The organism is Stenotrophomonas sp. STM01 (assembly GCF_014852135.1).
Lineage (GTDB): Bacteria > Pseudomonadota > Gammaproteobacteria > Xanthomonadales > Xanthomonadaceae > Stenotrophomonas > Stenotrophomonas capsici.
The window spans coordinates 680,967-707,506 of sequence record NZ_JACVBA010000001.1 but is presented as its reverse complement, the minus strand read 5'-3'; the positions used below and the strand labels follow the sequence as shown (position 1 = coordinate 707,506).

Below are 26,540 nucleotides of genomic sequence, written 5' to 3'. Positions count from 1 at the left end.
CGCATCCGGCCCGTAAGAGCGCCCTTGGGCGTTCCTGGGTGACGTCTGGCTGTTGGCTGGCATGCACTCCCGGGTGGGCGCCGCTCACCCGGGATCGGCAGGCCTTTACGCCGGGGTGACGACCCGGCCGCGCAACGAGTTGCTCAAGGCCTCGGTGATCAGCACGTCGACGAACTGCCCGACCAGGCGGGCATGGCCGGCGAAGTTCACCGAACGCATGTTCTCGGTCTTGCCGGTCAGTTCGTTCGGGTCCTTGCGCGAAGGGCCGTCGACCAGCACCGACTGCACCGTCCCCACCATCGCATTGGAAATGGTGGCGGCATGCGCGTTGATGCGGGCCTGCAGGCGCGACAGGCGCGCATGCTTCTCGGCGTCGCTGATGGTGTCCTCCAGGTCGGCGGCCGGGGTGCCCGGGCGACGCGAGTAGATGAAGGAGAAGCTCTGGTCAAAGCCCACGTCCTCGATCAGCTTCATGGTCTTCTCGAAGTCGGCGTCGGTCTCGCCGGGGAAGCCGACGATGAAGTCCGAGCTGATCGAGATGTCCGGGCGCACCGCGCGCAGCTTGCGGATCTTGGCCTTGAACTCCAGTGCGGTGTAGCCACGCTTCATGGCGCTGAGGATGCGGTCGCTGCCGGCCTGCACCGGCAGGTGCAGGTAGTTGGCCAGCTTGGGCACGTCGCGGTAGGCATCGATCAGCGAGTCGCTGAATTCCAGTGGGTGCGAGGTGGTGAAGCGGATGCGGCCGATGCCGTCGATCTCGGCCAGGGTGCGGATCAGCAGGCCCAGGTCGGCGATCTCTCCATCGCCGTAGGGGCCGCGGTAGGCATTGACGTTCTGGCCGAGCAGGTTGATCTCGCGCACGCCCTGCGCGGCAAGCTGCGCGCATTCGACCACCACGTCCTCGAACGGGCGGCTGACCTCGGTGCCGCGGGTGTACGGCACCACGCAGAACGAGCAGTACTTGGAGCAGCCTTCCATGATCGAGACGAAGGCCGAAGCGCCTTCGGCGCGCGGCTCGGGCATGCGGTCGAACTTCTCGATCTCCGGGAAGCTGATGTCCACCTGCGGCTTGTTCTGCTCGCGGCGGGCACGGATCAGCTCCGGCAGGCGGTGCAGGGTCTGCGGGCCGAACACCAGGTCCACATAGGGCGCGCGCTTGACGATGGCTTCGCCTTCCTGCGAGGCCACGCAGCCGCCCACGCCGATGATGACGTCGCGGCCGCCGGCCTTGAGCGCCTTCCAGCGGCCGAGCTGGCTGAACACCTTCTCCTGTGCCTTCTCGCGGATGGAGCAGGTGTTGACCAGCACCACGTCGGCCTCTTCGGGGTTGTCGGTCAGCTCCAGGCCTTCGGACTCGGCCAGCACGTCGGCCATCTTGGCCGAGTCGTACTCGTTCATCTGGCAACCGTGGGTCTTGATGTAGAGCTTGCCGCGCGCACCGCCGGCAACCTTCGGCTTGGCGCCGGGCAGGGGAATCAATTCAGGAGTGGTCATTTCAGCAGGCGGCACGGCAGGGCCGGCCGTGATCGGCGAGGGAGTGGCTGGCGTCCCGGGCATGGCGCTTATTCCAGACGGGTGGGCGGGCAGGCGGCCCGGGGGCCGCATTCGAAGCGGGCTATTGTATCGGCCCCGGCCGGCTGGGTGAGAACACGCCGCGTCAAATACTTGGCAAGCCTCGCCGAAGCTGGGAGACTCCCCCGCCATGAAGGGGATTTTGGGGATCACCGGCATTCTGCTCGCCGCACTGGCCGCCTTGCCGGCCAGTGCCGGCACGCTGTACAAGTGCGTCGGCAACGACGGCATCCCGAACTACGTGAACCGCCGCATCAGCGGGGCCAGCTGCAGCGTGGTGAGCAGTTACCGCCCTGCGCGTGAGCCCGCGCGCGCACCTGCGCCAGCCATCGCGCCGTCGGTCCCGACCATCACCGGCGAAGGCCGGGGCAACGCGGTCGCCGCCCAGCCGGCGCCGGTCGCGGCCAGCAATCCCGCCCCGGCGACGGCACCGGCCACGGTTGGTCGTGCCCAGCGCGTGGTCAGCGGGCAGGTCTACTCCTATATGAAGGACGGGGTGCGGCATTACTCCAGCACCCGGCCGAGCCAGGTTGCCAGCATCGGCCCGGTCCGCACCATCCAGTACAGCTACATCGAACGCTGCTATGCCTGCGGGGTGACCTCCCGGGTCAACTTCGGCACGGTACGCCTGAATACGCAGGCCTACAGCGCCGAGATCGCTGCCGCCGCGCGCGAGTTCGGGGTCGAGGAGGCGGTGGTGCGGGCGGTGATCCATGCCGAGTCGGCGTTCAATCCCACCGCGCTCAGCCGCGCCGGCGCGCAGGGGCTGATGCAGCTGATGCCGGCCACCGCGCGTCGCTTCGGCGTGACCGATTCGTACGACGCCAACCAGAACATCCGTGGCGGGGTGCAGTACCTGTCCTGGCTGCTGCGTCGCTTCAACGGCAACCTGACCCTGGCTGCGGCGGGGTACAACGCCGGCGAAGGTGCGGTGGACCGCCATGGTGGCGTGCCGCCCTACAGCGAGACCCAGTACTACGTCCAGCGCGTGGCCCAGTTGGCCGAGCGCTATCGGGGCGAACGTACCTCCAGCCTGTAAGCTTCGGCCACGTGTTGCGGCGGGTCGTGACAAATCCCGCGGACTGGTGTTTGATCGCGTTGTGCGGGCGTTAAGCGTTCCGTTACACTCGCGTGCGATTCGTTTCAGAGCAGGCTGGTCCCCACCCAGACTGCTGGCAGCCTCAAGCTACCTAATCAATAGTCGGAGAGCCGGATGGCCAACGATGGGGTAAACGATCCAGTCAATACCGGGCGTCGCCGGTTCTTGACAACGACCACCGCGGTGGTCGGAGCAGTTGGCGTAGGTTTCGCAGCTGTACCTTTCATCAAATCGTGGAATCCCAGTGCGCGGGCCAAGTTGGCCGGTGCCCCGGTGACCGCCGACATCAGCGCCCTGCAGGAAGGCCAACGGCTGATCCTGGAATGGCGCGGCCAGCCGATCTGGATCGTCAAGCGGTCCAAGGCCATCCTCGAGGCACTGCCCAGCCTTGATGGCCGGTTGAAGGACCCCGAGTCCGGCAACAAGGACCAGCAACCGGACTACGTGCTCAAGGGCAATGCCGAATTCCGCTCGATCAAGCCGGAGATCTCCGTGCTGGTCGGCCTGTGCACGCACCTGGGCTGCTCGCCGGAGATGGTCGCCGAGATCCGCCCCGAGCCGTATGACGCGCAGTGGAAGGGGGGCTACTTCTGCCCCTGCCACAAGTCGCGCTTCGACATGTCCGGACGCGTGTTCCAGGACGTGCCGGCACCGATCAACCTGCTGGTGCCGCCGCATCACTACACCGATGACAACACCATCGTCATCGGTGTCGATCCGCAGGGGGCAGCCTGAGCATGGCCAACATCCTCGTCCGTACCGCCACCGGCGTGGCCAACTGGGTCAACGAGCGTGCCCCGGGCCTGATGCCGGTGTACCGCAAGCACGTCAGCGAGTACTACGCGCCGAAGAATTTCAACTTCTGGTACTACTTCGGCTCGCTGGCGCTGGTGATCCTGGTCAACCAGATCCTCACCGGCATCTTCCTCACCATGCACTACAAGACCAGTGCAGCCGAGGCGTTCGCATCGATTGAATACATCATGCGCGACGTGGAGTGGGGCTGGCTGATCCGCTACATGCACTCCACCGGGGCCTCGCTGTTCTTCATCGTGGTCTACCTGCACATGTTCCGCGGCCTGATGTACGGCAGTTACAAGAAGCCGCGCGAGCTGGTGTGGATCCTGGGCATGCTGATCTACCTGGTGCTGATGGCCGAAGCCTTCATGGGCTACGTGCTGCCCTGGGGCCAGATGTCGTTCTGGGGCGCGAAGGTCATCATCTCGCTGTTCGGCGCCATCCCGGTGATCGGCAACGGCCTGACCGAGTGGATCATGGGCGACTACCTGCCCGGCGATGCCACCCTCAACCGCTTCTTCGCCCTGCACGTGATCGCGCTGCCGCTGGTGCTGCTGCTGCTGGTGGTGCTGCACCTGGGGGCGTTGCACGAGGTGGGCTCGAACAATCCCGACGGCGTGGAGATAAAAAAGGGGCCCAAGGGCAACCGCTGGTCGCCGACCGCGCCGATGGACGGTATCCCGTTCCACCCGTACTACACGGTCAAGGACATGGTGGGCGTCGGCTTCCTGCTGGTGCTGGCGGCGTTCATCATCTTCTTCGCGCCAGGCTTCGGCGGGCTGTTCCTGGAACACGACAACTTCACCGAGGCCAACCGCCTGGTGACGCCGGAGCACATCAAGCCGGTGTGGTACTACACCCCGTACTACGCGATGTTGCGCGTGGTACCGAACAAGCTCGGCGGCGTGATCGTGATGTTCTCGGCCATCGCCATCCTGTTCCTGGTGCCGTGGCTGGACAAGGCCAAGGTCAAGTCGATCCGCTACCGCGGCCCGATTTCCAAGGTGATGCTGGGTATCCTGGTGGTGTGCTTCGTGTGGCTGGGCGTGATCGGTTCCGGTCCGGGCACCGCGATCTGGGAGACCTGGGTGGGGCGCGTGCTGACCTTCCTGTACTTCGCCTTCTTCATCACCATGCCGGTTTGGACCAAGCTCGACAGCACCAAGCCGGTACCGGAACGGGTGACGACGCATGACTGACAAATGGATGGTGCGGCTGGCCATGGCCGCCGCGATGGTGTTCTGCGTGTCGGCCAATGCCGCCGAGGGGGGCAAGCTGCAGCAGGCCGGCAACGACCTGGGCGACAAGGCCTCGCTGCAACGCGGTGCCCAGGCCTACATGAGCTACTGCTCCGGCTGTCATTCGCTCAAGTACCTGCGTTATTCGCGCATGGCCGAGGACCTGGGCCTGACCGAGGCGCAGGTGATGGACAACCTCAACTTCACCGGGGCCGCGTTCGGCGAGCAGATCCAGGTCGCCATGCCACACGATGAGGCCACCAAGTGGTTCGGCAAGATGCCGCCGGACCTGAGCCTGATCGCCCGCGTGCGCGGCACCGACTGGATCTACACCTACCTCAAGTCGTTCTACGTGGATCCGTCGCGGCCGCTGGGCTGGAACAACACCGTGTTCCCGAACGCCTCCATGCCCAACCCGCTGTGGGAGCTGCAGGGCATCCAGCATGCCGAGCACGGCAAGCCCGAGCAGCCGGGGCTGGACCCGCCGGTGGTCGGGCTGAAGATCGCCCAGCCGGGCAAGGTGGACGCCCGCGAGTACGACCAGACCGTGCGGGACATCACCAACTTCCTGGAGTACGCCGGCGAGCCGGCCGCCCTGAAGCGGCAGAGCCTGGGTGTCTGGGTGGTCCTGTTCCTTGCGCTGTTGACGTTCCTGGCTTATCTGGTGAAGACCGAGTACTGGAAAGACGTGCACTGACCCGGCGGCCGCCCCACTGGAGGGCCTTGGCAATCGAGCAGGTGCGTTGGCACACTCGGGTAACCGTGGCGACCGCTGGCACTGGGCCAGCGGGGCCGTAAGGTCGGCGGATTCCGGCCGTTGGAGAGCCTTTTGATGGCGGCGAGTGTGCGTATGCGAAATACCTTGACCCTGTTTTCGGCGACCGATGACGTGCTTTGCCACCGGGTGCGGCTGGTGCTTGCAGCCAAGGGTGTCACCTACGATCTGGTGCCGGTGGATCCGCAGAACCCGCCGGAGGACCTGATCGACCTGAACCCCTATCACTCGGTGCCGACCTTGGTCGAGCGCGAGCTGGTGCTGTACGCCGCTTCGGTGGTCAGCGAGTACCTGGACGAGCGCTACCCGCATCCGCCGTTGATGCCGGTGGACCCGCTGTCGCGCGCGCGACTGCGCCTGGCGATGCTGCGCATCGAGCATGACTGGGTGCCGCAGGTGCAGGCCATCCAGCTGGGCAACAAGACCCAGGCCGAGGCCGGCCGCAAGCGCCTGAAGGAACTGGTGGCGCAGTCGGTGCCGCTGTTCAAGGCCAGCAAGTTCTTCCTCAACCCGGAAATGAGCCTGGCCGACTGCGCCATGGCGCCGATCATCTGGCGGCTGGAATCGCTGGGCGTGGCGTTGCCCAAGGATGGCAAGGCGATCGAGGACTACGGCAACCGGATCTTCCGCAACCCGGGTTTCATCCGCAGCCTGACCGACCAGGAAAAGAAGCTGCGCGAACTGCCGGTCTGAGGCCTGCCGCGGCTGTATGCCGACTTATCGATCACCGCCTGCGGGCGGTGATCGTGCATCAATGCCGCGTACACTTGTCCGATGACTGAAGAAACTTTCCGCATGAGCAGCCACCGTCCGTACCTGTTGCGGGCGCTGGTGGAATGGATCAACGACAACGGCATGACCCCGCACGTGATGGTCGATGCCGGCGTGCCGGGCGTGCAGGTGCCGTCCAGTGCGATCAAGGAAGAGCGCGTGGTGCTCAACATCGCCGAGCGCGCGGTGATGGGCCTGCACATCGACAATGATGCGGTCAGTTTCACCGCGCGTTTTTCCGGCGTGAGCTTCCCGGTGTACGTGCCGATCCCGGCGATCCTGGCCGTCTATGCCCGCGAGACCGGGCAGGGCATGGCGCTGCCGGATGACATTCCCGGCACCGAGCCGGCCGCGGACGAGGACTTGCCCCCGACCACGCCGCCGGACGCGCCATCGCCACCGCCGGCGGGCAAGCGCCCGCACCTGCGCGTGGTCAAGTAATCCTCCCCGCCGCCGCAAGGCGGCGGTTTTCGTTGGGCTCACCGGTGGCTTGTATTGCCGCGTTGTCCGGCAGCAGTGGGGTCAGAACCGCTGGCCCGCGCCCAGGTAGCGCCATTGTCCCTCGGGCATCCTGCTCAGGCCGATGCGGCCGATGCGCAGCCGGCGGACCTGGGTGGCCTGCAGGCCGACTTCCGCGCACATGTGCTGCAACTGGCCCGGGCGCACGTCCTTGATCGCAAAGCGCAGGCGTTGCTCGCTCTGCCAGCTGACCTTGCAGCTGGGCAGGGCACGGCCCTCGTAGCGAAGGCCGTGGGTCAAGCGGGACAGCGTCCACGGGCTGGCGCTGCCTTCCACATCGACCATGAACTCCTGCTCCAGCGACGGGCCGGCTTCGAGCAGGTGCCGGCGTACGCGCCAGTCCTGGGTCAGTACCAGCAGGCCATTGTCGGCATCGCCCAGTGGCATCGGGGTTTCCAGCCGCAGGAAATGGCGGCGCAGCAGGCGGATGCCGCTTGCGTCGTCGGCGCTGCGGTTGGCTTCCTGCAGCAGGTTAAGCACCTGCGCGGCGTCGGTGCCGGCCGGCTTGTTGAACAGCAGGGTGGTCGGCTCGGCGGCCCCGGTGCTGGCATCGGCGGCCAGGCTGACCTGCTCATCGGCGACCAGGGTCTGCGGGGTTTCCACCACCACGCCGTCCACGCTGACCCAGCCGCCCTCGATGTACTGCTGGGCCTGGGCGCGTGAGCACTGCAGCTGCGCGGCGAGGCGTTTGTCGAGGCGGATGGGCGTGGTCATGGGCGGAAGGCTCTACGGCGGGCGGGGAGTGTAGCGCCCGCGGCGGCAGGCGGCGATGCCGGGTTCAGCCGCCTTCATGCTCCAGCGCGGTCAGGTACAGGCGCAGGTCGAACTCCAGCTGGTGGTAGTCCGGTTCCATGTGCAGGCACAGCTGATAGAAGGCCTTGTTGTGCTCGGGCTCCTTCAGGTGGGCCAGTTCGTGCACCACGATCATCCGCAGGAACGGCGCCGGCGCCTCGCGGAACACGCTGGCGATGCGGATTTCGCGGCTGGCCTTGAGCTTGCCGCCATGGTTGCGCGAGATGGCGGTATGCAGGCCCAGCGCGTGCTTGATCACCTGCAGCTTGCCGTCGTACAGCACCTTGCCCAGTGGCACCGACTGGCGCAGGTGGCGTTCCTTCAGGGCCTGCACGTAGTCGTAGAGCTGGCGGTCGCTGCGCACGTCATGCGGCTGGTCGTGGCGACGCCGGATGACTTCGCCCAAGCGGCCCTGCGCGAGCAGGTCGCGGGCGCTCTGCTGGAGGTGTTCGGGGTAGCCGTTCAGGTACTTCAGCGGTTGCATCGACGGTGGTACGGGCTTGCGGGCGGGAGGCCCGCTATCATGGCAGGCATTGGCAACAGAACACCGAACACGACGATGGCAAAGGCAAATCCGCTGCAGGAACAGCTGCTCAAGGCAGGGCTGGTCAAGAAATCCCAGGTGTCCCAGGTGGCGCGCGAGCAGGTCAAGGCTCGCCATGGCAAGGGGCCGGCGGCACCGACCGAGAGCCAGCGCGAGGCCGACCGCGCCCGCGCCGAGAAGGCCGAGAAGGACCGCCAGCTGGCCGCCGAGCGCAACGCGCAGCGCCGCGCCGACGAACTGCGTGCCCAGGCCCGGCAGATCATCGGTGACCGCAAGGTGGCGCGCGGCGGTGAGCTGGAATACCGCTTCAGCGATGGCGAGGTGATCCGCACCCTGCTGGTCAGCGAGGCGCTGCGCAAGCAGCTGGCGTCCGGCGCGCTGGTGATCGTGCGCCATGGCGAGGGCTTCGAGCTGCTGCCGCGCGTGGCCGCCGAGCAGGTACGCCTGCGCGCCGCCGAGCTGATCGTGCTCGACCACGGGCAGAGCGCCGATGCCCCGATCTCCACCGGCAATGCCGAGGACGACGCGTACTACGCCCAGTTCCAGGTGCCCGACGACCTGATGTGGTGAGCTGAACCGGCGCGGTTGTGCTGGCATTTGGCCAGCCGCGCTACGCTAGGGGTTGGCGAACGAGGAGCAACAGCCATGGCGACCGGTTGGGCGGGCGATACCGCCGTTCAGGACCAGATCGATGCCACCGTCGACGACGCGATCAAGCGTGCGCGCAGCCGCCTGCCCAGCGGCCCGGGGCTGACCCATTGCGAGGAATGCGAGGCGCCGATTCCCGAGGCGCGTCGCAAGGCCGTGCCCGGCGTGCGGTTGTGCGTCAACTGCCAGCAGGCGCTGGATGCCGAGGAGGCCGCGCACAGCGGTTACAACCGGCGCGGCAGCAAGGACAGCCAGCTGCGTTGAAGCCACCGCGCGGCGGAGGGCTTACTGCCCGGAGCGGGAGTCCGACAGCGCGGCGTTGAGGTACTGCTTGTGGATGACCGGCTTGACCAGCCGCGGACGCTCCATCAACACGAAGCGCACGCCCTTGACCGTCTGTGGCGCGGCCTTGGCGACGAAACCGAAGCGCTCGTAGACCGGCACCGCCACCTCCGATGAATTGACCGTGTACTCGCGGCGGCCGTGGACGCGCAGCGCGTGTTCCCACAGCTGCCGGGCGATGCCGCACCGACGGGTGCCGCGGCTGACGAACAGGTGGTGGACATGGCTGTCTTCGCGGATGGCGATCATGCCGCACAGGCCGCTGCCGTCTTCGACCACGTAATGCGCGAACGCCTTCGATGCCAGCCGTTCGGCGAAGCTGGCCGGGGCCAGCGAGGCGAGGAAGGCGTGGGCGGTGGCGCCGGTGTCGGCGTCGAGCAGATGGCGGGCCAACGGCGTGACCAGCGCACTGAGCGCGGCGGCGTCGGCGACCGTTCCGTCGCGCAAGATGATGTCCTGGTCCACTTCTCCCCCGATGCCACGCCCCCGGAAGCAGGGGCGGTTGGGCGCCAGCATACCTGCAGCCGGTGCGCAGGAAACGTGCAGGCCGGCGCGCTCAGGGCGCGGCGGCGGGCAGGCGGAAACTGCGCCCCCAGCGCAGCAGTGCGAACAGGCACCACAACCAGCCCGCGCTGGCCAGCAGCCCGCCGACCAGGCCGATGTGCTGCATGCCCAGGTGCAGGCTGACCTGGCTGCCGATCAAGGCACCGGCGCCGATGCCGATGTTGAAGATGCCCGAGAACAGTGCCATCGCCACGTCGGTGGCATCGGCGGCCAGGTGCAGCACCTTGGACTGCATCGACAGCGCGAAGCAGATCATCGCCACGCCCCACACCGAAACCAGCACGTACAGCAGCGTTGCGTTGGCCAGGCCGGTACGCAGCAACAACAGGCAGGTGGCCAGGGTGCCGATGGCCGCCAGCAGGAAGCCACGCGGCCAGCGCAGGCCGTAGCGCGAGAACAGCACGCTGCCGAGGAAACCCATGCCGCCGAACAGCAGCAGGACCAGCGTGGTGACGTGGGCATCGAAGCCGCCGATGCTCTGCACGAACGGTTCGATGTAGCTGTAGCCGGTGAACTGCGCCGACACCACCACCATCACCAGCACGTACAGGGCGACCAGCGCCGGGCGCCGCAACAGCACCGGCAGGCTGCTGGCCGAACCGCTGTTCTGGCTGGGCAGGGCCGGCAGCAGCCGCGCCAGTACCACCATCACCAGCAGCGCCACGCCGCCGATGGCGAAGAAGGTGATGCGCCAGCCCAGCCATTCACCGACGATCCGGCCCAGCGGAATGCCCAGCACCATCGCCACCGAGGTGCCGGTGGCCAGCAGGCCCAGCGCCTGGGGGCGCTTGCCCTCGGGGGCCACCCGCACCGCCAGCGAGGCGGTGATCGACCAGAACACCGCATGCGCCAGCGCGATGCCGATGCGGCTGGCCATCAGCACCGGATAGCTCCAGGCGATGCCGGACACCACGTGGCTGGCGACGAACAGCGCGAACACGCCCAGCAGCAGGCGGCGGCGGTCCAGGTTGCGGGTCAGCAGCATGCACGGCAGCGAGGTCAGCGCCACCACCCAGGCATAGATGGTCAGCATCAGCCCGACGTGCTCGATGGGCATGCCGAAGCTGCCGCCGATGTCGCTGAGCAGGCCCACCGGGACGAACTCGCTGGTGTTGAACACGAACGCGGCCAGCGCCAGTGCGATGACGCTGGCCCAGCGTTGGCGGTCGCTGCGCGGGGCGGGAATCGCGGCGGCGGGCGACGGGGTATCCGCCGGGGAGGCAGGGCAGGAGGTGTTCAGGGAGGACATCGGGCGGGGTGCAGCAGCGGCGGGGCCGGGAATGGCGCCAATTTTCGCATGCTGCAGTGCGGCATGAATGAAAAGCTGTGGTGCAGCGGGCGCATGCTGCCGAGGGTTCAGTTTTGGTGCCAGCCTCGGTGGCGCGTCGGCTGCCCGCCACGCGGGATGGCCAAGGGGCCATCCCGCCGCCTGGGCCTCAGCCGTCGCCGGCGATCGTCGTCGGCGCCGTTTCGCCAGTGCGCCAGCGGCGCAGGCCGCGCTGGAAGAACAGGCTGTTGGGGATCTGCATCAGGGTGCCCTCGGCAGGACCGCCGATTTCATGCAGGGTGGTGTAGATCAGGTTGATGTCGACCACCAGGCCCTTCAGGCCGGGCTTCTCGCCGTTCTCCAGCAACTCGATCTGGTCGCCCAGGCGAAACGGGCGGGTGGTGAAGATCAGGAAGGTGCAGAAGATGTTGGAAAGCACGCTCCAGGCCGCGAAGAATGCCACCGCGCCGACCGCCGCAAAGCCGGTGAACGCGGTCCACAGCACCGACGGGGCCACCCCCACCTGGTTGAGCACGGTCAACAGCGTGGCGGTCCAGATGATGAAGTTGGACAGCCGCCGGATCGCCAGTTCGATCGGCTGGGGTAGCGTGTAATGCCGACCCAGCCGCGACAACAGGCGCCGCACCAGCATCCGCAGCAGGGCGGCCACGCACAGGATCAGGACGATCATCAGGGTGGTGTTGAGCGGTGCAACCCATTCGTGCAGGGTCGGTGGCAGGAACTGCTTCATCATCAATCTCCTTGCAGGCGCATGGCTGCGCGCGCCTTCATTGCTTCAATGCCGCGGCGGTATGTGCGGGTTGGCCATCATTGGCGGCCGGCGTGATGCCGAGCAGGCGCGCCAGCAGCGGATAGAGGTCCACGTTGTCGATCGGCGCGATCACCACGCCGGGCTGGAAGGCAGGGCCATGGCCGATGAACGGTGCCCGCATCTCCGGCAGCGTGTTGTCGTACCCGTGCTCGCCGTTGAGGCGATGGCCCTTGCGTTGCTGCGCCTGGCGGGTGGTCACCTGCCAGCCGACGTCGGCCATGCAGATGAAGGCCGGCACACGGCGATGGTGGCCGTACTCGAACCGCGCCGGAATCTGTTCGCGGGTCATGCAGCGGAAGTGCGGGTAGGTGCCGGCCAGCAGTTGCCGGGCCGCCGCCTCGCCACCGGGCAGGGCGTCGAACGAGGCGTAGGCGCCGGTCCAGCCGAAATCCAGCCGGCTCACGTCGACCAGGTCGTCCAGGTACAGCTCCTGCTCGGGCGAGGTGGCGGCCATGCCGTGGTCGGAGGCGACCACGATGTTGGTGCGCTCTTCCAGCCCCTGTACCCGGATGCCCTGCAGCAACTGGCCGATGGCCTGGTCGACCTCGGCCAGGGCCTGGTTCAACTGCGGTGAATCCGGGCCATGCAGGTGGCCCACCGTGTCGACCCGATCGAAGTACAGGGTGACGAAATGCGGGCGTTCCGCGGCGGGCAGTGCCAGCCATTCCAGCACGGTCTGCACGCGCTGCTGCGAGGTCACCTCGATGTCGAACGGCCGCCAGAACTCTGGCCGGGCGCCGTGCACCGGCGCTTGGGAGCCGACCCAGAACATGGCCGCGGCGCGACCGCCCTGTTCGCGCACGCTGGTCCACAGTGGCTTGCCATCGTCCCACCAGCGCTCGTCGCCCACCGTGGCCGGGTCGAACATGCTGAAGCGCACGCCGGGGATGGCCGGGTCGGTCATGAAGTTGGCGATCACGCCGTGATGGTCCGGGCGCAGCCCGGTCACCAGCGTGTAGTGGTTGGGGAAGGTGATCGAGGGATAGGACGGCCGCATGTACTCGGCACGCGCGCCACCGGCGGCCATGCGTGACAGGTTCGGGGTCAATCCACGCTGCAGGTAGTCGTTGCGGAAGCCATCGATGGACACCAGGATCACCGGTGCCTGCGCGTGAAGCGGCAGGCGCGGCGCATCGGCGGGTGCCCGGACGGCGGCGGGTGGGGTGCTGGCACAGCCGGCCAAGGCGAGGGCGGCGCACAGCAGGGCGCTGGATCGGAGCATGGAACAGCTACAGGGAGGCGAGGCTGGATTGTCGGCCAAGCGCGCGGGGGCTGCCAGCGCCGGCACGGCTGCCACCGATCGCGGTGGGCTTTAAACCTTTTGCGCGGGCCCTGCATCCAATGGATATGCTCGACGCCACCGTGACCCTCGCCAGCCTTTCCCCGCCCGCCGTGGACGACACCGCGCTGGCCCGTGCCGCCGCCGGCGGCGACGTGCATGCCTTCGAGCGCCTGTATCGCCGGCATGCCCCGCGCTTGAACGCCCTGCTCTGGCGGTTGTGCGGCGGCAACGCCGCGCGTGCCGAGGACGTGCTGCAGGAAACCTTCATCCTGGCCTGGCGCAAGTTGCCGCAGTTCCGCTTCGAAAGCGCGCTGGGCACCTGGTTGCACCGCATGGCGGTCAACACCGCGCTGATGGAACTGCGTGCCAGCGCCGCCTTCGAGTCGCTGGATATCGGTGAAAGCGGGATGGAGGTGCTGACCGGCATGGCCGATGTCACGCGCTGCCATGCCACCGGGCTGGACCTGGAACGCGCACTGCAGACGCTGCCGCCGCGTGCACGGGCCGTATTGGTGCTGCATGACATCGAAGGCTGGAAACACCACGAGATCGCCGAGGAACTGCAGATGGCTGTAGGCAGTTCCAAAGCCCAGTTGCACCGCGCGCGCGGCCTGCTGCGCGCACGGCTTGGAGACACATGATGGAAGAGAACGACAACGACGACCTGACCCGGCAGCTGGCGGCCTTGCCGCGCGAGCGCCTGCCTTCGGCGGCGGTGTGGCAGCGCATCGCGGCACAGCTGGAACAGGCGCCGCCGGCGCCGCGTATCGGCGCGACGCCGCTGCCGGTACCGGCGCAACTCCCGCGCCCACGGCGTGCGGTGCGACGCTGGCCGTGGCTGGCCGGGGCCGCAGCGGCCGTGCTGGCATTCGTGGGGACATTCGCACTGTGGCAACCCGGTCGGCCGGCGACGGTGGCGATGACGGACACGCCACTGCAGCGGCAGGCCAACGTGATCACCCACGAGTACCGCCAGGCTATCGCCACCATCCCGGCCGAGACCGTGCCGGCCGAACTGCGGCCGGCGCTGGATGAACTGGATGCCAGCGCCGGCAGCATCCGCACCGCCATCGACCAGAGCCCGCATGCCGGGTTCCTGCTCGGCCAACTGCGGCGCACCTACGCGCTGCGCCTTGAACTCACCCGGCAGGGCCTCGCGGCCACCGGACTATCCACCTGAAGGAGCCCCTCATGAATGCCTCCCTGCGCAACCTGCTGGCCGCCACGCTGCTGCTGGCGCCGATCGCTTCCGTGTTCGCCCAGAGCACGGTCAACCAACGCCTGCCGCTGTCCAGTGGTGGCCGGGTCGAACTGGGCAACGTCGCCGGTTCGGTCACCGTGCGTGGCTGGGACCGCAACGAAGTGCAGTTGACCGGCACCCTCGGCGACGGCCAGCGGCTGGACGTGGAGAACAGCGCCAACCGCGTGCAGTTCAAGGTGGTCTACCCGCAGAACAGCCGCAACACCCGTGGCGCGGTGCTGGAGCTGCGGGTGCCGCGTTCGGCGCAACTGCAGGCCAGCACGGTCAGCGCCAGCATCGATGTCGGCCAGGTCGACCTGCGCCGCCTGCAGGCCACTTCGGTCAGCGGCTCGATCACCGCCGAAGGCCAGGCCGGCGAAACCGACCTGAACACGGTCAGTGGCGCGATCCGCTCGCAGCTGCGGACCCCTCGGCTGGACCTGCAGACGGTCAGCGGGCAGATCAACGTGGCCGGTTCCAGCGGCGGCGAGGTCAGCGCCAACAGCGTGTCCGGTGCGATCGACCTGAACCTGAGTGCGGTACAGCGGCTCACTGCCGAAACCGTCTCCGGGAGCCTGGGCGTGCGCAGCGCCGGCCTGGCACCGGGTGGCCGGATCAACCTGCAGACGGTCAGCGGCGGGGTTTCGTTGACCTTGCCGGCACGCACCTCGGCGCAGCTGAAGGCGAACAGCTTCAGCGGCAGCATCCAGTCCGACGTCGGCACGGTGGAGCGCCCGCAGTACGGCCCGGGGCGCAGCCTGGAAACCCGCCTGGGCGGCGGTGATGGTGACATCAGCATCAGCTCGCACTCGGGCAGCGTGCGGGTGAAGCTGGGTGACCGCTGACGGTCCGGGCGGGAACAGTCCCGGCCGCGAAACCGCGGCACGGAGCCGGTGCATCACCGCGGTTCATGCGGGTGGTGTCGAGCACCGGCTTCGCGCCGGAGGGCGCTCCTACGGGGCGGCGGTGGCCGCCAACGCCAGGCCCTGCACCACGCCGAACGACGGGTCGCCGTGGACCAGCGTGGCATTCGGGAAGGCCGCTGCGGCCGCGCGCTGGATGTAGCCGGCGCGTGACATGCCGCCGGTCAGGAACACCGCCGCCGGCTCGTGGCCGATGTCCTGCCGGACCTGCGCCAGCAGCGCTTCCAGTTCACCCAGATAACCGCCGGCGGCATTGCCCAGATGGGGCGCATCGGTCTCCACCGATAAACCGGCTTCGATGAAGGACAACGCGCTGGCGTGCGAGTCGGTGCTGCTCAGCGCGATCTTGCATTGCTCCACCGCGCGGTACAGGCGCGCGGTGTTGCCGGTGTCCTGCAATGCCTGCAGACGCGGCCCGTAGGGGGCATCGACCGCATCGTAGTTGTGCTGGCGGAACTCACGTTGGCGCGGCGTGTCCTGCACCATCGCCGCTTCCACGTAGTGATGGGTCGGCACGCGGGTGATGCCGCGGCCGAACAGTGGCATGTAGGCGGCCAGGCTCAGCGCAAGGTCGATGTCGGTGCCGCCGCGCGCGATGCCCCAGGCGCGGTGGATCCGTGGCGGCGTGTCGCCGCCGACGCTGGCATGGGCGATGTCGGTGGTGCCGCCGCCGACGTCGACGATCACCGCCTCATGGCGTTGATCGCTGACGGCGTGGTAGTGCATTGCCGCAGCGGCCGGCTCCTCGAGGAAGTCCACCTCGTCGAACCCGGCGGCCAGGGCCGCGCTGCGCAGGATCTCCAGCGCCTGGTCGTTGCCGGCCTCGCCGATCGAGCTGCGGAACTGCACCGGGCGGCCGAGCAGGGCGCTGCGCACGTTCTGGCCGAGCTGCCGGGACGCGGTCAGGCGGATGTGCTCGAGGATGTGCGTGGCAATGCCGGTGATGGTCTGCCTGGCGCGCGGGTGCAGGTTGTAGCCGAGCATCGATTTCGGGCTCTGCACCAGGTTGCCTTCGTTCTCCTCGAAGTAGGCTTCCAGCGCGTCGTCACCGTAGACCGCGTTCTGCAGCAGGGTGGTGGAGCTCTGCGGTTCGCGGATGCGTTCTTCCATCCACTGCCGGCGCACCACGCGCAGCGCATCCGCACGCAGTTGCGCGGGGCTGCGGTCGATGCCGGCGCTGCGGGCATCGCGGCGGCCGGACTCGACCAGGGCTTCGAGCTGCTGTTCCAGCGCCGGGGTGAGTTCGAAATCGTTGGGGTCGCGCATCACCTCGGGGAAGTACACCGTGGTGCGGAACTGCAGGGCGTCGCCAAAGTGGACCGGGACCACCTTGCCGTCGATATGGGCGGCGGCCGCCGAGTTGCTGGTGCCGAAGTCGATGCCGAGTTTCATGGAGCGTCCGGGGGCGTGCGGTTGAATCGGCCGCGCACTGTACTACGCCCGCCGGCACCGCAGATTTCACGGTGCGGCCCCGGGCGGCCGACGTTCACGCGCCAGTGCGGCCATGCAGGCGTTCCCGCGCCAGGCCGGGCGGGCAGGTGCGAAAGGCTACAATAGGCGGTCTTTTACGCATTGCTGGAGTCACCATGCCCGTTTCTTCCTGCCCCCAGTGTTCGCAGCCGAACGTCTATCCGGACGGCGCCCTGTGGATCTGCGCCGATTGCGGCCATGAGTGGACGCCCGGCGAAGCGCAGGCCGATGCGGTGGTGGTCCGCGACAGCAACGGCAACGTGCTGCTGGCCGGTGACACTGTCACCGTGATCAAGGACCTCAAGGTCAAGGGCTCGTCGATCCCGCTCAAGCAGGGCACGGTGATCCGCAACATCCGCCTGGTCGAGGACGACGCCGAGCACATCGAAGGCAACTCGGACAAGATCAAGGGGCTGGTGCTGAAGACCTGCTTCCTGCGCAAGGCCTGATTCAACGCCAGTCGCGACTGCCCGTCGGTTCGCCGCGCAGGTGCTGCTGGATGATTGCCGGCGCCGGCAAGGGCGGTAGGCCGTTTGGCCGGCTGTCGCGCACGGCGTGGCGGGGGTCCAGCCGTCGCAGGCTGTCCAGCTTGGCCTGGTAGATCGCGCGCACTTCGTTGGTCCCGCCCAATGCGCGTGCGCGCGTCATCTCGCGCTCGGCCTGGCGGTTGTTGCCGGTCAGGAAATAGGTGCGTGCCAGCCCGAAATGGAACTGGTGCGCCCGCGGGTACAGGTCGATCGCGGCATGGTAGAAATGGGAGGCCTGCGGGTAGTTGCCGGCTCGCTCGGCAAGCACGCCCTGCATGAACTGGTAGAACGGGTCGCGCTTGCGCGAGCGCTCCAGGCGCTCGCGCAGCAGTGCGGCGTGCCGAGTGTCGCCCACGCGTTGGTAGAGGTAGGCGGCGTTGTGCAGCGCGGCCGGGTGCATGCGGTTGATGGCCAGGGCAGCATCGAAGTCGCGGGCGGCGGCCTGGTCGTTGTTGCTGCGTGTTTCCAGCACGCCGAGGTTGTTCATCGCCGAGACGAAGCGGGGGTCCATCGCCAGGGCCGCTTCGAAGTAGCGGCGTGCGGTGGTGTAGTCATGCGCCGCCAGCTGCTCGGCACCGCGGTTGTTGTAGAAGTGCGCCAGCGCCCGCGCGTCGGAGATCGGCTGTGGGCCGCGTGCGTCGTAGAGCACGTTGCGGTCCAGGTCCAGCGTGGCCATGCGCCCATCCACGCGCAGCCCGACGTTGACGTGCCCGGCATTGAAGATCAGCCCCTGGTTCTCGTACCAGGTCATCACCTGGCCAACCTCCTGCATGCGTGCTTCCAGCCCGATCTCGCGGGCCATGGCGACGAACAGCAGGGTGAAGGACAGGCAGTTGGCACGTCGCAGCCGCCAGGTCTCGGCCACGGTGAGGGTGGCCTCGGTGTCGTATTCCAGCCCGAGTTCGGTCGGCTGGAATACCAGTTCGACCAGCCGCTGCAGGCGCCGTTCCGGCGAGTTGCTGGCGCGGATCACCTGTTCCTGGAGCACCGCCTTCACGTCCGGCGGGATTTCCATGATCTGGGCGGGCGTGGGGATCTCCTGCGCGGGCAGGACCGGGGCCTGCGGCGGCGGGGCCAGGGTTGTGGCGGCGAGCAGGGTCAAAGCGTTCCAACCGATCATGGCGACCACCTGGAGGTTGCTGCGGCCGCCCCAGTGTATGCCTCTGGAGGCAGGGTGGAAGTGTATTTGGCGTGATCCACAACGCATGTGGACCAGCGCCGGGCAAACATGTGGATAACCCGCGGCAGCCCCCGGGGGACGAGGGTCTGGCGGCGGTGGCGAGTTTTTGTCCATCGCACCGCGGCAGTGGAGGCGCGCGGCGGTCCCGGCGACCGGCGGGGTCTGCTAGTATCCGCGGCCCCAGTCAGTATCGGCCTCCGCCACAGACGGCTCCGGCCGGCGGCTTCCAGCGCGAATCCATGAAGAAGTTCCTTCCCTCTGACCAGGCACAGCTTTCGCTGGGCATTGGCAGTGACATCCCGACCGAGCGCCTGTTCTTCGCGGTGCTGCCGGATCCGCTCACCGCCGAGCGGATCTCCGAGCTGGCCGAAGGGCTGCGTGACGAGCACGGGCTGGAAGGGCGCCCGCTGGACACCGAACGGCTGCACGTCACCCTGCACCACATCGGCGACTACGCCGGGCTGCCACCGAGCCTGCTGGCCCGGGTACGCCAGGCCGCCAGCCGGGTGCAGGCCCCGGAATTCGAGGTCTGCTTCGACCAGGTGGGCAGCTTCGCCGGCAACCACCAGAACCCGTTCGTGCTGCAGAGCGAATACGGCGCCGAGCTGCTGGGTGACCTGCACGCCGAGTTGGCGCGCTGCCTGCAGAGCGTGGGGGCCAAGGCCAACCCGCGCTTCACCCCGCACATGACCCTGCTGTATGACCGGCGTCGCATGCCGGTGCAGCCGGTGCAGCCGCTGCGCTGGTTCGTGCGCGAATTCGTGCTGATCCGCAGTTTCCTGGGCCAGAGCCGCTACCAGTTGGAAGGCCGCTGGCAGTTGGGGTAATCGCGGCAGCGACACCTGCCACCGGCCTGCCCGCCATCGTGGAGACCGCCGCCGTGCCGGAATCCCCGCCGCCATCAGGGCGCCCGGGTCTGCCCGGCAACACGCGGGCACGCTTCACGGATCGGGTGTACTCGGGCAGGATGCGCGCATGGACACTCTGCCGCTGACCGTGCCTCCCCGGCAATGGGCCGAGCTTGAAGCCGCCTACGCGCGGCCGCCGCGGGCGTATCACAACTTCGGCCATGTGCAGGCGTTGCTGCAGCACTATCACGACGTCGCGATTGGACCGGGCTGGCAGCAGCCGGCCGAGGTGGCGCTGGCCGTGCTCTACCACGATGCCATCTATGAAGCCGGGCGCGGCGACAACGAGCAGCGCTCTGCGCAGCTGGCGGTGGATGCGATAGAACGCTGGCTGCCGGATGCGGGCATCGATGGTGACCGCGTGGCCGAGCTGATCGCGCTGACCGCACGCCACGGCAAGCTGCGGGCAGAGGACCTGGACGCCGATGCGGCCCTGTTCCTGGACAGCGACATGGCGATCCTGGGGGCACCGCCGGCGGTGTTCGATGCCTATGACCGGGGCATCGCCGAGGAGTATGCGGGCAAGGTGCCGGGCTTCCTGTTCCGGCTCAACCGGCGCCGGTTCCTCAAGGGCGTGCTGGCCCAGCCGCGGATCTTCTTCAGCGACTTCTTCCATGAACGCTATGACGCTGCGGCGCGTGCCAACCTGCGCCGGGCCACGGCCTGAACCGACGATTGGCTAGACTATGGCCACCGTTTGATCGCCGCCGCTGGCGGCCGATGTGATGAGCCCCGACGTACTTCCCGACCCCGATCCGCGGCCGCTGCCGCCCGAAGCCCCCGGCCCCAATGAATGCTGCGGCAGTGGCTGCCCGCTGTGCGTGCTGGACCTGTATGCCGACGAGCTGGCCCAGTACCGGCAGCGGCTGGAGGCCTGGAAGCAGCGGCACCCGGACGCCACCGAATAGGCACAGGTTTCCGACGCGGACAGGCGTAGTCTGTCGCGGTCCCATGGGGAGTGAACATTGATGGTGCGTGCACGGATGGGTGTGGCAGCCCTTGCGCTGGCGTTGTGTGCGTTGCCGGCGTCGGCGTTGGAGCGTGTCAGTCATGGCCGGTTCGAGCAGGTGCCGGTGTACCTGCCGGAGGGTGCGCCACAGCGCGTGGTGCTGTGGTTCGCCGGCCAGGGTGACCCGGTGGGGCGGCAGGCACGCCTGCAGGCGTTGCGTGCCGACGGCGCGATGGTGGTGGACATCGACACCGCCCACCTCTACCAGGTGCTGGCCAGGGAGGGCGGCAGCTGCGGCTTCTCGGCCGGCGACGTCGAGAATTTCTCGCGCTACGTGCAGGCCTACCTGCATGTGCCGACCTACCGCCTGCCGGTCCTGGGCGGCGATGGCGACGGTGCGGCGTTGGCTTACGCGGTGGCCACCCAGGCCGAGCCGCAGGTGTTCGCGGGCCTGTTGACCGACGGCTTCTGCCCGCAGCTGCGCAATGCCACGATGACCTGCGGTGACGCCATCCACGGGCAGGCACTGCAGCCACAGCCGCTGCGTTTCCCTTGGCTGGCGGCCGATGGTGCCGGGCCGGGCTGCAGCGCGCAGGCGCAGGATGTTTTCCTCAAGCAGGTGCCACTGGCGCGTGGCTTCCGGCGCAGCGGCAAGGGTAGCGCGCTGCCGGGCGAACGTGCCGCCGCCAAGGTGCTGGGCGCGCAACACGGGGTGAGCCTGCCGCCGGTGCCGCAGGATCTGGACGGGCTACCGCTGGTCGAAGTGCCGGCCAGCGGGCGCGGCGATACCTTCGCCATCTTCGTTTCCGGGGACGGCGGCTGGGCCGGATTGGACAAGGAGGTGGCCGGTGCGCTGGCCGCCGCCGACATCCCGGTCGTGGGCGTGGATTCGCTGCGCTACTTCTGGAGTGAGCGCACCCCGGCCGGTTTCGCGACGGACCTGGGCCGCATCGTGCGCCATTACGCGGCGCAGTGGCAGCGCCCGCGCGTGGTGCTGATCGGTTTCTCGCAGGGCGCGGACGTGCTGCCGGCGGCCATCAACCGGCTGCCGGGCGATGCCGCGCAGGCGGTGCGGATGACGGCGTTGCTGTCGGTGGGCGCGCGTGCCGACTACGAGTTCCATGTCAGCAACTGGATCGGAAGCGGCGATGACGACGGCCTGCCGATCGCGCCGGAACTGCGCAGGCTGCCGGCGGCCCGTACCCTGTGCGTATACGGAGAGGACGACGACGATGCGTTGTGCCCCAAGCTGCCGGCCGGCACCGCGCAGGTGGTCAAGCTGCCGGGCGATCACCATTTCGAAGGGGACTACGCCACGTTGGCGAAGGTGATCCTGCAGCGGTTGCAGGACGGGCGGTGACGCTTTCGGCTTCGCGGCCAAGGCCGCTCCTACGGTAGCAGCGCCTTCAGGCGCGAAGCCGATGTCCTGGCCGCGCTTACGCGGTTTCGTACAACTCCAGCGGCAGCTCGTCCGGGTCGGCGAAAAAGGTGAAACGGCGGCCGGTGTATTCGTCCACGCGGATCGGCTCGCAGGCCACGCCTTCGGACTGCAGGTGGGCGACCACCGCATCCAGGGCATCCACACGGAACGCCAGGTGGCGCAGGCCGCGGGCTTCGGGGCGGCTGGGGCGCGCCGGCGGGTCGGGGAAGGAGAACAGCTCCAGCTGGCTGCCGTCGGGTAGGCGCAGGTCCAGCTTCCAGGAATCCCGTTGCGGGCGGTGGTTCTCGGCGATCACCTGCAGGCCCAGGATGCGCGTGTAGAAGTCGCGCGAGCGTGCGTAGTCCGAGGCGATGACCGCGACGTGGTGGATACCGGCCAGCAGCGTCATCGCGCGGCATCCAGCCAGCGGCGGGCGATGTCGATGGCCATGGCGTAGGGCTCCGGTGCGTTGCGGTTGGTGAGCATGATCACCGTCAGCTTCTGCGCGGGGTAGCGCACGATGACGTTGCGGAAGCCGATGCTCTCGCCGCTGTGCCACAGCGCCTGGCCGTTGATGCGCCAGCCGAAGCCGTAGTACGGCACGTCCGGTTCGTCGGTCCTGTTGGCCGGGCTGAAGGCCTGCTGCAGCGAGCTGCGGCGCAACAGGCGCTCGTCGTAGAGCGCGGCATCCCACTTGGCCAGGTCGTCGATGGACGAATAGATGCCGCCGTCGCCGAGCACCGCGCTGGTGGTGCTCTGGTCGGTACGTTCCCAGCGGCCGTCGATCTCGCTGTAGCCGTAGGCACGGTTGGGCACGTCGTCGACGCCGTCCTGGTGGGCAAGGGTGTGGGTCATGCCCAGCGGCAGGAAGATGCGTTGGCGCAGGAAGCTGGCGAAGTCGCTGCCCGAGGCCTTGCCCACCACCAGCGCCAGCAGCGCATAGCCGCCGTTGCTGTAGCGGTAGCCGTTGCCGGGCGCGAAGTAGGTGCGGTTTTCCTTTTCCAGCAGGTGCAGCACGTCGACGTCATGCACCTGGCGGGTGTCGGCCGGGTCCATCAGGTCTTCGTAGTCGATCAGCCCGCTGGCGTGGATGAGCAGGTGGCGCAGGGTGATCGTGTCGGCGACCGCCGGCAGGCTGGGCAGCCACTTCGTCACCGGGTCGTCCAGGGTGAGCGCGCCGTCCTCGGCCAGCAGCAGGATCGCCGCGGCGGTGAACTGCTTGCTGACCGAGGCCAGGCGGAAGTTGCTGGCCGGCGAAACCGGCGTACCGTCCTCGACCACTGCCAGGCCGTAGCCGCGCCGGAACACCGGCTGCCCGTCCTTCAGCACCAGCACCGCGGCACCGGGAACCTGCCCGTCGTAGCGTTGCAGCAGCGCGTCGATGCCCGGGTCCGGCGGCGTCACCGGCGGGGCGGCCATGGCCAGGCTGGACAATGCGGACAGGCACAGCGGGGCGAGTCGGTACATCCAGCGGGTCATGGCGGCTCCTTGGTGGGAATCAGGCTTTCTTGCTGGCGATCCAGCGATCGATCTTGGCTTCGAGGATATCCAGTGGCATCGAGCCGTCCTTGAGGATCTCCTGGTGGAACTCGCGCGGGTCGAAACGCTGCCCGAGCTCGGACTGCGCCTTCTCGCGCAGCAGCCGGATCTTGATCTCGCCGACCCGGTAGGCCAGCGTCTGCCCCGGCAGGGCCATGAAACGCTCCACTTCCGCGGCGGCATCGGCCGCGGAGATGTCGGCGTTGTCGACCATGTAGGTGACGGCCTGCTGGCGGGTCCAGCCGGCGGCGTTCAGGCCGGTGTCGGCGACCAGGCGTACGGTGCGCAGCAAGGTGGTCTGCAGGTAACCGAGGTGATCGTAGGGGTCGTTGTACAGGCCCATCTCCTCGCCCAGCGACTCGGCGTACAGGCCCCAGCCTTCGACGAAGGCCACGTCGCCGCCATGCCGGCGGAAGCGCGGCAGGCCGGCCAGCTCCTGCTGGGCGCCCAGCTGGAAGTGGTGGCCCGGCATGCCTTCGTGCAGGTACTGCATGGTCACCGACCAGCGTTTGCGCGAGGGCAGGTCGTTGGTGTTGACGTAGAGCACGCCCGGTTGCTGGCCGTCGCCGCTGCCCGGCTGGTAGCTGGCGGCGCTGGCGGTGAGCGCGCGTTCGGCCTCCACCGGCTTGATCTCCAGCGCGGCCTTGGGGCGCTGGTTGAACAGCGCCGGCAATGCGGCATCCACGCGTTGGCCGACCTCGCGGTAACGCGCCAGCAGCGCATCCGGGTCGCGGAACATGAACTGCCGGTCGCTGCGCATGTTGTTGAAGACCTTCTGCACCGAGCCGCGGATCCTGGCCTCCTTCATCTGGGTGGCGATGCGCGCCTGCAGGTCCTGCACTTCCTTCAGCCCCAGCGAATGAATCTCGGCCGGCGTGCGCGCCGGCGTGGTGGAGCTGGAGACGTTGTATGCGTACCAGGCCTGGCCGTTGGGCAGGCCGCCCATGCCGTCGGTGGTGCGCGTGGCCGGCATGTACTCGGTGGCGATGAAGCCGCGCAGTGCGCGGTAGGCCGGCATGATGCGGTACTCGATCATGCGCTTGTACTCGGCGCTCAGGCGCGCCTTGTCCTCGGCCGGGAAGCTGTCGGGCATGTTGCGGATCGGCCCCCAGAAGATGCTCTCCTCGGCAGTGGGTTTGATCACCGCGTCCAGCTGCGGCAGCACCTTCTCCATCAACGCGCGGGGCTGCACCACGCCGGCGGCCTTGCCCTCGCGCATGTTGACGATGGCCTGGTCGAACAACGGCTGGATGCCCAGCGAGCGCTTGGACCAGTTCTCGTAGTCCTTGACCGTGTTGAATGGCTGCGCGCCGGCACCGGAGCCGAGCACGGCGATGATGCTGGAGAGGTTGTAGTACTGGTTGATCGGCAGCATCCAGGTCGGGTACTGCTCACCGGCCAGCGACACCTGCGCATCGCGCACGAAGATTTCGTAGCTGAGCAGGTCCTGGCCCTGCAGGCCTTCGGCGCCGAGCTTCTCGACCTTGCCCAGCCATTCGACCATGAACTCGTGGGATTGCTGGCGCGAAGCGGCCGACAGGAAGTTGGGCAGCTGGTCGTTGAAGCGCGCATCGCCCTGGAACGTGGCCTGCAGCGGATTGAGCCGCATCGAGGCATCCCAGTATTCATCGTAGATGCGGTTGAGCTGGGTGGCCTTGTCCTGGCGGATCGGCAGCGGTGCGGGCGTGGCACGACGCGGTGCGGGACGGGCGGGGGCCGTACGCGGCTTGGCCTTGGTCGCGCCACGGCTCTGCGTGGCAGCGGGACGCTGGCTCCTTTTCCTGGCCGCTTCGGCCGGTGCCGCAGCGGACAGGGTCATGATCGAGGCAATGGCAAGCGCCAGGAGGCGCAGCGGGCTGGAGGACATCGGGTATTCCGAAAAACACACAAGTCCGGGAGATTGCCCGATAACGACGGCCACGACCAGCCGCGTGGCGCTTGAATGCGGGACGTCGTGATGCAGCCGGTTATGAAGCCGTTAAATGCAGCCGATGCGGCAGTGCAGGGCGCTGCGGGGATCATCCGGGCAGGCACCGCGACGCCAGCGTCGTGCTGGGGTGATTGCCACGCCGGTGAGGAGACGTGGCTGCGCCGCGCTCAACGTTCGCCGGCGCGGGTGAACGGAACGGTCTCCGGCGCCACCGCGCCACCGGAGATGATGAAGCTCATCGCCTGGTCGACGGTCCAGTCGGTAGGGGTCAGCAATTCCACCGGCACGATTTCCAGGTAGCCGGAGGTCGGGTTGGGCGTGGTTGGCACGTAGACGGCCGCCAGCTCGCGGCCGGTGCCGTGCTCGCGGATCACGCGCGTCACCAGGCCCACCGACTTCATGTCACGGTGCGGGAAGTCGATCAACACCACGCGCTGGGTGCTGCCCGGCTGGGTCTGCAGGATATCCAGCAGCTTCTTGGCGCTGTCGTAGATGACGCTGGCCAACGGAATGCGGCGGATCACCGCACCGAACCAGCGCAGCAGCTGTTGGCCGACAACGCGCCGGCTGAGCAGGCCCACCGCCAGGATCACCAGCATCGTCGCCAGCAGGGCGATGATGTCCTGCATCCAGACCGCCTTGACCCAGCCAAGGTAGTGCGGGAACGAGGCGGCGATGCGCTCGGACAGCGGGATGACCAGCGGGCTGCTGATGCCCGAAAGCAGGACGAAAACGAACTTGACGACCACCCAGGTCAACCAGATCGGCAACAGCGTGAGCAGGCCGGTCAGGAACAGACGTTGCAGGGAGGGACGGGAGGCGGGGGCGGGGACTTCGGGCGACATCGGCGAATTGTAGCGGTACGCATGGGGTACCGATGCCGTTGGTGTCCGGCGAAACCACCGCAGCCGGGGAACGCTGTGTTGAGGCAGGCAGGTGCCGGCGGTTCACGCCGTGGCGCGTGCCTCGGGCTTGAGTCGCACGTAGACCTGCTTGCGTACGCGCGCGACCACCTCGCCCTGTTCATCGAGGAGGTCGTTCTCGAACCAGTGCAGGTACTTGCCGCCGTCCGCGGTGGCCGCGCGCACCTCGTCCAGGGTGGCATCGTCCAGGCGGAACTCGGTCCAGACCACGCCGCGGCCCGGCTTGATGAAGTCGATGCTGCCGCTCTTGTCCCACACGAAGTAGCGGCCGCCCAGGTTCTGCAGCAGGCACAGCATCCAGAACGGGTCGGTCATGGCGAACAGGCTGCCACCGAAATGGGTGCGCACGTAGTTGACGTTCCACGGCCGCTGGCGCAGCTCGACCCGCACATGGCGGTAGTCGGCGCTGATGGCGGTGACGTGGATGCCGGCGAACAGGAACGGCGGCCACAGGTTGATGCCATGGCGGAACAGGCTGGCTTTCATCG

Annotated in this window: 30 protein-coding genes; 16 read left to right on the top strand and 14 right to left on the bottom strand. The window is 68.0% G+C overall.

Features of this window, described 5'->3' with window-relative positions; all coding sequences use genetic code 11:
* Nucleotides 1-105: 105 nt before the first annotated feature.
* Nucleotides 106-1,557, bottom strand: coding sequence for a tRNA (N6-isopentenyl adenosine(37)-C2)-methylthiotransferase MiaB (gene miaB / locus IB227_RS03225; protein WP_192286285.1), 1,452 nt, complete (start codon nucleotides 1,555-1,557; stop codon nucleotides 106-108).
* A gap of 145 nt (nucleotides 1,558-1,702) precedes the next feature.
* Here miaB and IB227_RS03220 point away from each other — a divergent pair, with 145 nt between their 5' ends.
* The 6 genes from IB227_RS03220 to IB227_RS03195 all read left to right on the top strand — a co-directional run bounded on the left by IB227_RS03220 (nucleotide 1,703) and on the right by IB227_RS03195 (nucleotide 6,694).
* A complete protein-coding gene (locus IB227_RS03220; protein WP_192286284.1) occupies nucleotides 1,703-2,611 on the top strand; it encodes a lytic transglycosylase domain-containing protein in 909 nt (302 codons plus the stop codon).
* A 174-nt stretch (nucleotides 2,612-2,785) separates the two neighbouring features.
* Nucleotides 2,786-3,406, top strand: coding sequence for a ubiquinol-cytochrome c reductase iron-sulfur subunit (gene petA, locus IB227_RS03215; RefSeq protein WP_132864473.1), 621 nt, complete (start codon nucleotides 2,786-2,788; stop codon nucleotides 3,404-3,406).
* A gap of 2 nt (nucleotides 3,407-3,408) precedes the next feature.
* Nucleotides 3,409-4,668 (top strand): cytochrome bc complex cytochrome b subunit, encoded by a 1,260-nt coding sequence (locus tag IB227_RS03210; RefSeq protein ID WP_192286283.1) that lies wholly within the window; start codon nucleotides 3,409-3,411, stop codon nucleotides 4,666-4,668.
* Nucleotides 4,661-5,404, top strand: a complete 744-nt coding sequence (locus tag IB227_RS03205; protein ID WP_192286282.1) for a cytochrome c1 — start codon at nucleotides 4,661-4,663, stop codon at nucleotides 5,402-5,404. The genes IB227_RS03210 and IB227_RS03205 overlap by 8 nt, the downstream gene beginning before the upstream one ends.
* Nucleotides 5,405-5,539: 135 nt before the next feature.
* On the top strand, nucleotides 5,540-6,175 hold the full coding sequence (locus tag IB227_RS03200; RefSeq protein WP_132864470.1) for a glutathione S-transferase N-terminal domain-containing protein: 636 nt from the start codon (nucleotides 5,540-5,542) through the stop codon (nucleotides 6,173-6,175).
* An 81-nt stretch (nucleotides 6,176-6,256) separates the two neighbouring features.
* Nucleotides 6,257-6,694 carry a ClpXP protease specificity-enhancing factor gene (locus tag IB227_RS03195; protein WP_132864469.1) on the top strand — a complete coding sequence of 146 codons (438 nt, stop codon included), beginning with the start codon at nucleotides 6,257-6,259 and terminating at the stop codon, nucleotides 6,692-6,694.
* Between the two features lie 81 nt (nucleotides 6,695-6,775).
* Here the strand turns inward: IB227_RS03195 and IB227_RS03190 are convergent, their stop codons facing one another.
* The gene (locus IB227_RS03190; protein ID WP_192286281.1) at nucleotides 6,776-7,486 is read right to left on the bottom strand and encodes an RNA pseudouridine synthase; all 711 of its coding nucleotides are present in this window, start codon (nucleotides 7,484-7,486) and stop codon (nucleotides 6,776-6,778) included.
* 64 nt (nucleotides 7,487-7,550) lie between these two features.
* Nucleotides 7,551-8,048 carry a M48 family metallopeptidase gene (locus IB227_RS03185; protein WP_192286280.1) on the bottom strand — a complete coding sequence of 166 codons (498 nt, stop codon included), beginning with the start codon at nucleotides 8,046-8,048 and terminating at the stop codon, nucleotides 7,551-7,553.
* A 75-nt stretch (nucleotides 8,049-8,123) separates the two neighbouring features.
* Here IB227_RS03185 and IB227_RS03180 point away from each other — a divergent pair, with 75 nt between their 5' ends.
* Both IB227_RS03180 and IB227_RS03175 read left to right on the top strand, forming a co-directional pair.
* Nucleotides 8,124-8,678, top strand: a complete 555-nt coding sequence (locus IB227_RS03180; protein WP_192286279.1) for a DUF2058 domain-containing protein — start codon at nucleotides 8,124-8,126, stop codon at nucleotides 8,676-8,678.
* Between the two features lie 75 nt (nucleotides 8,679-8,753).
* Complete coding sequence (locus tag IB227_RS03175) at nucleotides 8,754-9,020, top strand: DksA/TraR family C4-type zinc finger protein (RefSeq protein WP_192286278.1); 267 nt, start codon at nucleotides 8,754-8,756, stop codon at nucleotides 9,018-9,020.
* Nucleotides 9,021-9,041: 21 nt separating this feature from the next.
* Here the strand turns inward: IB227_RS03175 and IB227_RS03170 are convergent, their stop codons facing one another.
* The 4 genes from IB227_RS03170 to IB227_RS03155 form a co-directional block, all read right to left on the bottom strand.
* Nucleotides 9,042-9,545 carry a GNAT family N-acetyltransferase gene (locus IB227_RS03170; protein WP_192286277.1) on the bottom strand — a complete coding sequence of 168 codons (504 nt, stop codon included), beginning with the start codon at nucleotides 9,543-9,545 and terminating at the stop codon, nucleotides 9,042-9,044.
* A gap of 109 nt (nucleotides 9,546-9,654) precedes the next feature.
* Entirely contained in the window at nucleotides 9,655-10,911 is a 1,257-nt protein-coding gene (locus IB227_RS03165) for a sugar transporter (RefSeq protein ID WP_192286276.1), read from the bottom strand.
* A gap of 187 nt (nucleotides 10,912-11,098) precedes the next feature.
* Nucleotides 11,099-11,683: a mechanosensitive ion channel family protein gene (locus IB227_RS03160; protein WP_207911801.1), complete on the bottom strand. Its 585-nt coding sequence runs from the start codon at nucleotides 11,681-11,683 to the stop codon at nucleotides 11,099-11,101.
* A gap of 34 nt (nucleotides 11,684-11,717) precedes the next feature.
* Nucleotides 11,718-12,983 (bottom strand): ectonucleotide pyrophosphatase/phosphodiesterase, encoded by a 1,266-nt coding sequence (locus IB227_RS03155; protein ID WP_192286275.1) that lies wholly within the window; start codon nucleotides 12,981-12,983, stop codon nucleotides 11,718-11,720.
* 125 nt (nucleotides 12,984-13,108) lie between these two features.
* Between IB227_RS03155 and IB227_RS03150 the strand changes: the two genes are divergently transcribed.
* From IB227_RS03150 to IB227_RS03140, 3 genes are read left to right on the top strand one after another with little or no spacing between them, the layout of a single operon-like run.
* Nucleotides 13,109-13,684: a sigma-70 family RNA polymerase sigma factor gene (locus tag IB227_RS03150; protein ID WP_192286274.1), complete on the top strand. Its 576-nt coding sequence runs from the start codon at nucleotides 13,109-13,111 to the stop codon at nucleotides 13,682-13,684.
* Nucleotides 13,684-14,223 carry a hypothetical protein gene (locus IB227_RS03145; RefSeq protein WP_192286273.1) on the top strand — a complete coding sequence of 180 codons (540 nt, stop codon included), beginning with the start codon at nucleotides 13,684-13,686 and terminating at the stop codon, nucleotides 14,221-14,223. Before IB227_RS03150 ends, IB227_RS03145 begins: the two co-directional genes overlap by 1 nt.
* An 11-nt stretch (nucleotides 14,224-14,234) precedes the next feature.
* Nucleotides 14,235-15,128, top strand: coding sequence for a DUF4097 family beta strand repeat-containing protein (locus IB227_RS03140; RefSeq protein WP_192286272.1), 894 nt, complete (start codon nucleotides 14,235-14,237; stop codon nucleotides 15,126-15,128).
* A gap of 108 nt (nucleotides 15,129-15,236) precedes the next feature.
* On the opposite strand, the gene IB227_RS03135 is transcribed toward IB227_RS03140, so the two are convergent.
* Nucleotides 15,237-16,598, bottom strand: coding sequence for an Hsp70 family protein (locus tag IB227_RS03135; protein WP_192286271.1), 1,362 nt, complete (start codon nucleotides 16,596-16,598; stop codon nucleotides 15,237-15,239).
* A gap of 194 nt (nucleotides 16,599-16,792) precedes the next feature.
* Here IB227_RS03135 and IB227_RS03130 point away from each other — a divergent pair, with 194 nt between their 5' ends.
* Nucleotides 16,793-17,125 carry a zinc ribbon domain-containing protein YjdM gene (locus IB227_RS03130; protein ID WP_132864456.1) on the top strand — a complete coding sequence of 111 codons (333 nt, stop codon included), beginning with the start codon at nucleotides 16,793-16,795 and terminating at the stop codon, nucleotides 17,123-17,125.
* A gap of 1 nt (nucleotide 17,126) precedes the next feature.
* Here IB227_RS03130 and IB227_RS03125 read toward each other — a convergent pair whose 3' ends face one another.
* Complete coding sequence (locus IB227_RS03125; protein ID WP_192286270.1) at nucleotides 17,127-18,323, bottom strand: transglutaminase domain-containing protein; 1,197 nt, start codon at nucleotides 18,321-18,323, stop codon at nucleotides 17,127-17,129.
* 299 nt (nucleotides 18,324-18,622) lie between these two features.
* Here IB227_RS03125 and thpR point away from each other — a divergent pair, with 299 nt between their 5' ends.
* From thpR to IB227_RS03105, 4 genes are all read left to right on the top strand, one after another.
* Complete coding sequence (gene thpR, locus IB227_RS03120) at nucleotides 18,623-19,210, top strand: RNA 2',3'-cyclic phosphodiesterase (RefSeq protein WP_132864454.1); 588 nt, start codon at nucleotides 18,623-18,625, stop codon at nucleotides 19,208-19,210.
* A gap of 148 nt (nucleotides 19,211-19,358) precedes the next feature.
* Nucleotides 19,359-19,958 (top strand): hypothetical protein, encoded by a 600-nt coding sequence (locus IB227_RS03115; protein WP_192286269.1) that lies wholly within the window; start codon nucleotides 19,359-19,361, stop codon nucleotides 19,956-19,958.
* A 58-nt stretch (nucleotides 19,959-20,016) separates the two neighbouring features.
* The gene (locus IB227_RS03110; protein WP_192286268.1) at nucleotides 20,017-20,199 is read left to right on the top strand and encodes an oxidoreductase-like domain-containing protein; all 183 of its coding nucleotides are present in this window, start codon (nucleotides 20,017-20,019) and stop codon (nucleotides 20,197-20,199) included.
* A 60-nt stretch (nucleotides 20,200-20,259) separates the two neighbouring features.
* On the top strand, nucleotides 20,260-21,600 hold the full coding sequence (locus tag IB227_RS03105) for a virulence factor family protein (RefSeq protein ID WP_192286267.1): 1,341 nt from the start codon (nucleotides 20,260-20,262) through the stop codon (nucleotides 21,598-21,600).
* Between the two features lie 76 nt (nucleotides 21,601-21,676).
* Here the strand turns inward: IB227_RS03105 and IB227_RS03100 are convergent, their stop codons facing one another.
* The 5 genes from IB227_RS03100 to IB227_RS03080 all read right to left on the bottom strand — a co-directional run bounded on the left by IB227_RS03100 (nucleotide 21,677) and on the right by IB227_RS03080 (nucleotide 26,538).
* Nucleotides 21,677-22,069: a VOC family protein gene (locus tag IB227_RS03100; protein WP_192286266.1), complete on the bottom strand. Its 393-nt coding sequence runs from the start codon at nucleotides 22,067-22,069 to the stop codon at nucleotides 21,677-21,679.
* Nucleotides 22,066-23,127 carry a serine hydrolase domain-containing protein gene (locus IB227_RS03095; protein WP_192287255.1) on the bottom strand — a complete coding sequence of 354 codons (1,062 nt, stop codon included), beginning with the start codon at nucleotides 23,125-23,127 and terminating at the stop codon, nucleotides 22,066-22,068. Before IB227_RS03095 ends, IB227_RS03100 begins: the two co-directional genes overlap by 4 nt.
* Before the next feature lie 31 nt (nucleotides 23,128-23,158).
* The gene (locus IB227_RS03090) at nucleotides 23,159-25,066 is read right to left on the bottom strand and encodes a DUF885 family protein (RefSeq protein WP_192286265.1); all 1,908 of its coding nucleotides are present in this window, start codon (nucleotides 25,064-25,066) and stop codon (nucleotides 23,159-23,161) included.
* A 230-nt stretch (nucleotides 25,067-25,296) separates the two neighbouring features.
* Nucleotides 25,297-25,974 carry a DUF502 domain-containing protein gene (locus IB227_RS03085; RefSeq protein WP_132864448.1) on the bottom strand — a complete coding sequence of 226 codons (678 nt, stop codon included), beginning with the start codon at nucleotides 25,972-25,974 and terminating at the stop codon, nucleotides 25,297-25,299.
* A gap of 102 nt (nucleotides 25,975-26,076) precedes the next feature.
* Nucleotides 26,077-26,538, bottom strand: a complete 462-nt coding sequence (locus tag IB227_RS03080) for a DUF4442 domain-containing protein (RefSeq protein ID WP_132864447.1) — start codon at nucleotides 26,536-26,538, stop codon at nucleotides 26,077-26,079.
* Nucleotides 26,539-26,540: the final 2 nt, after the last annotated feature.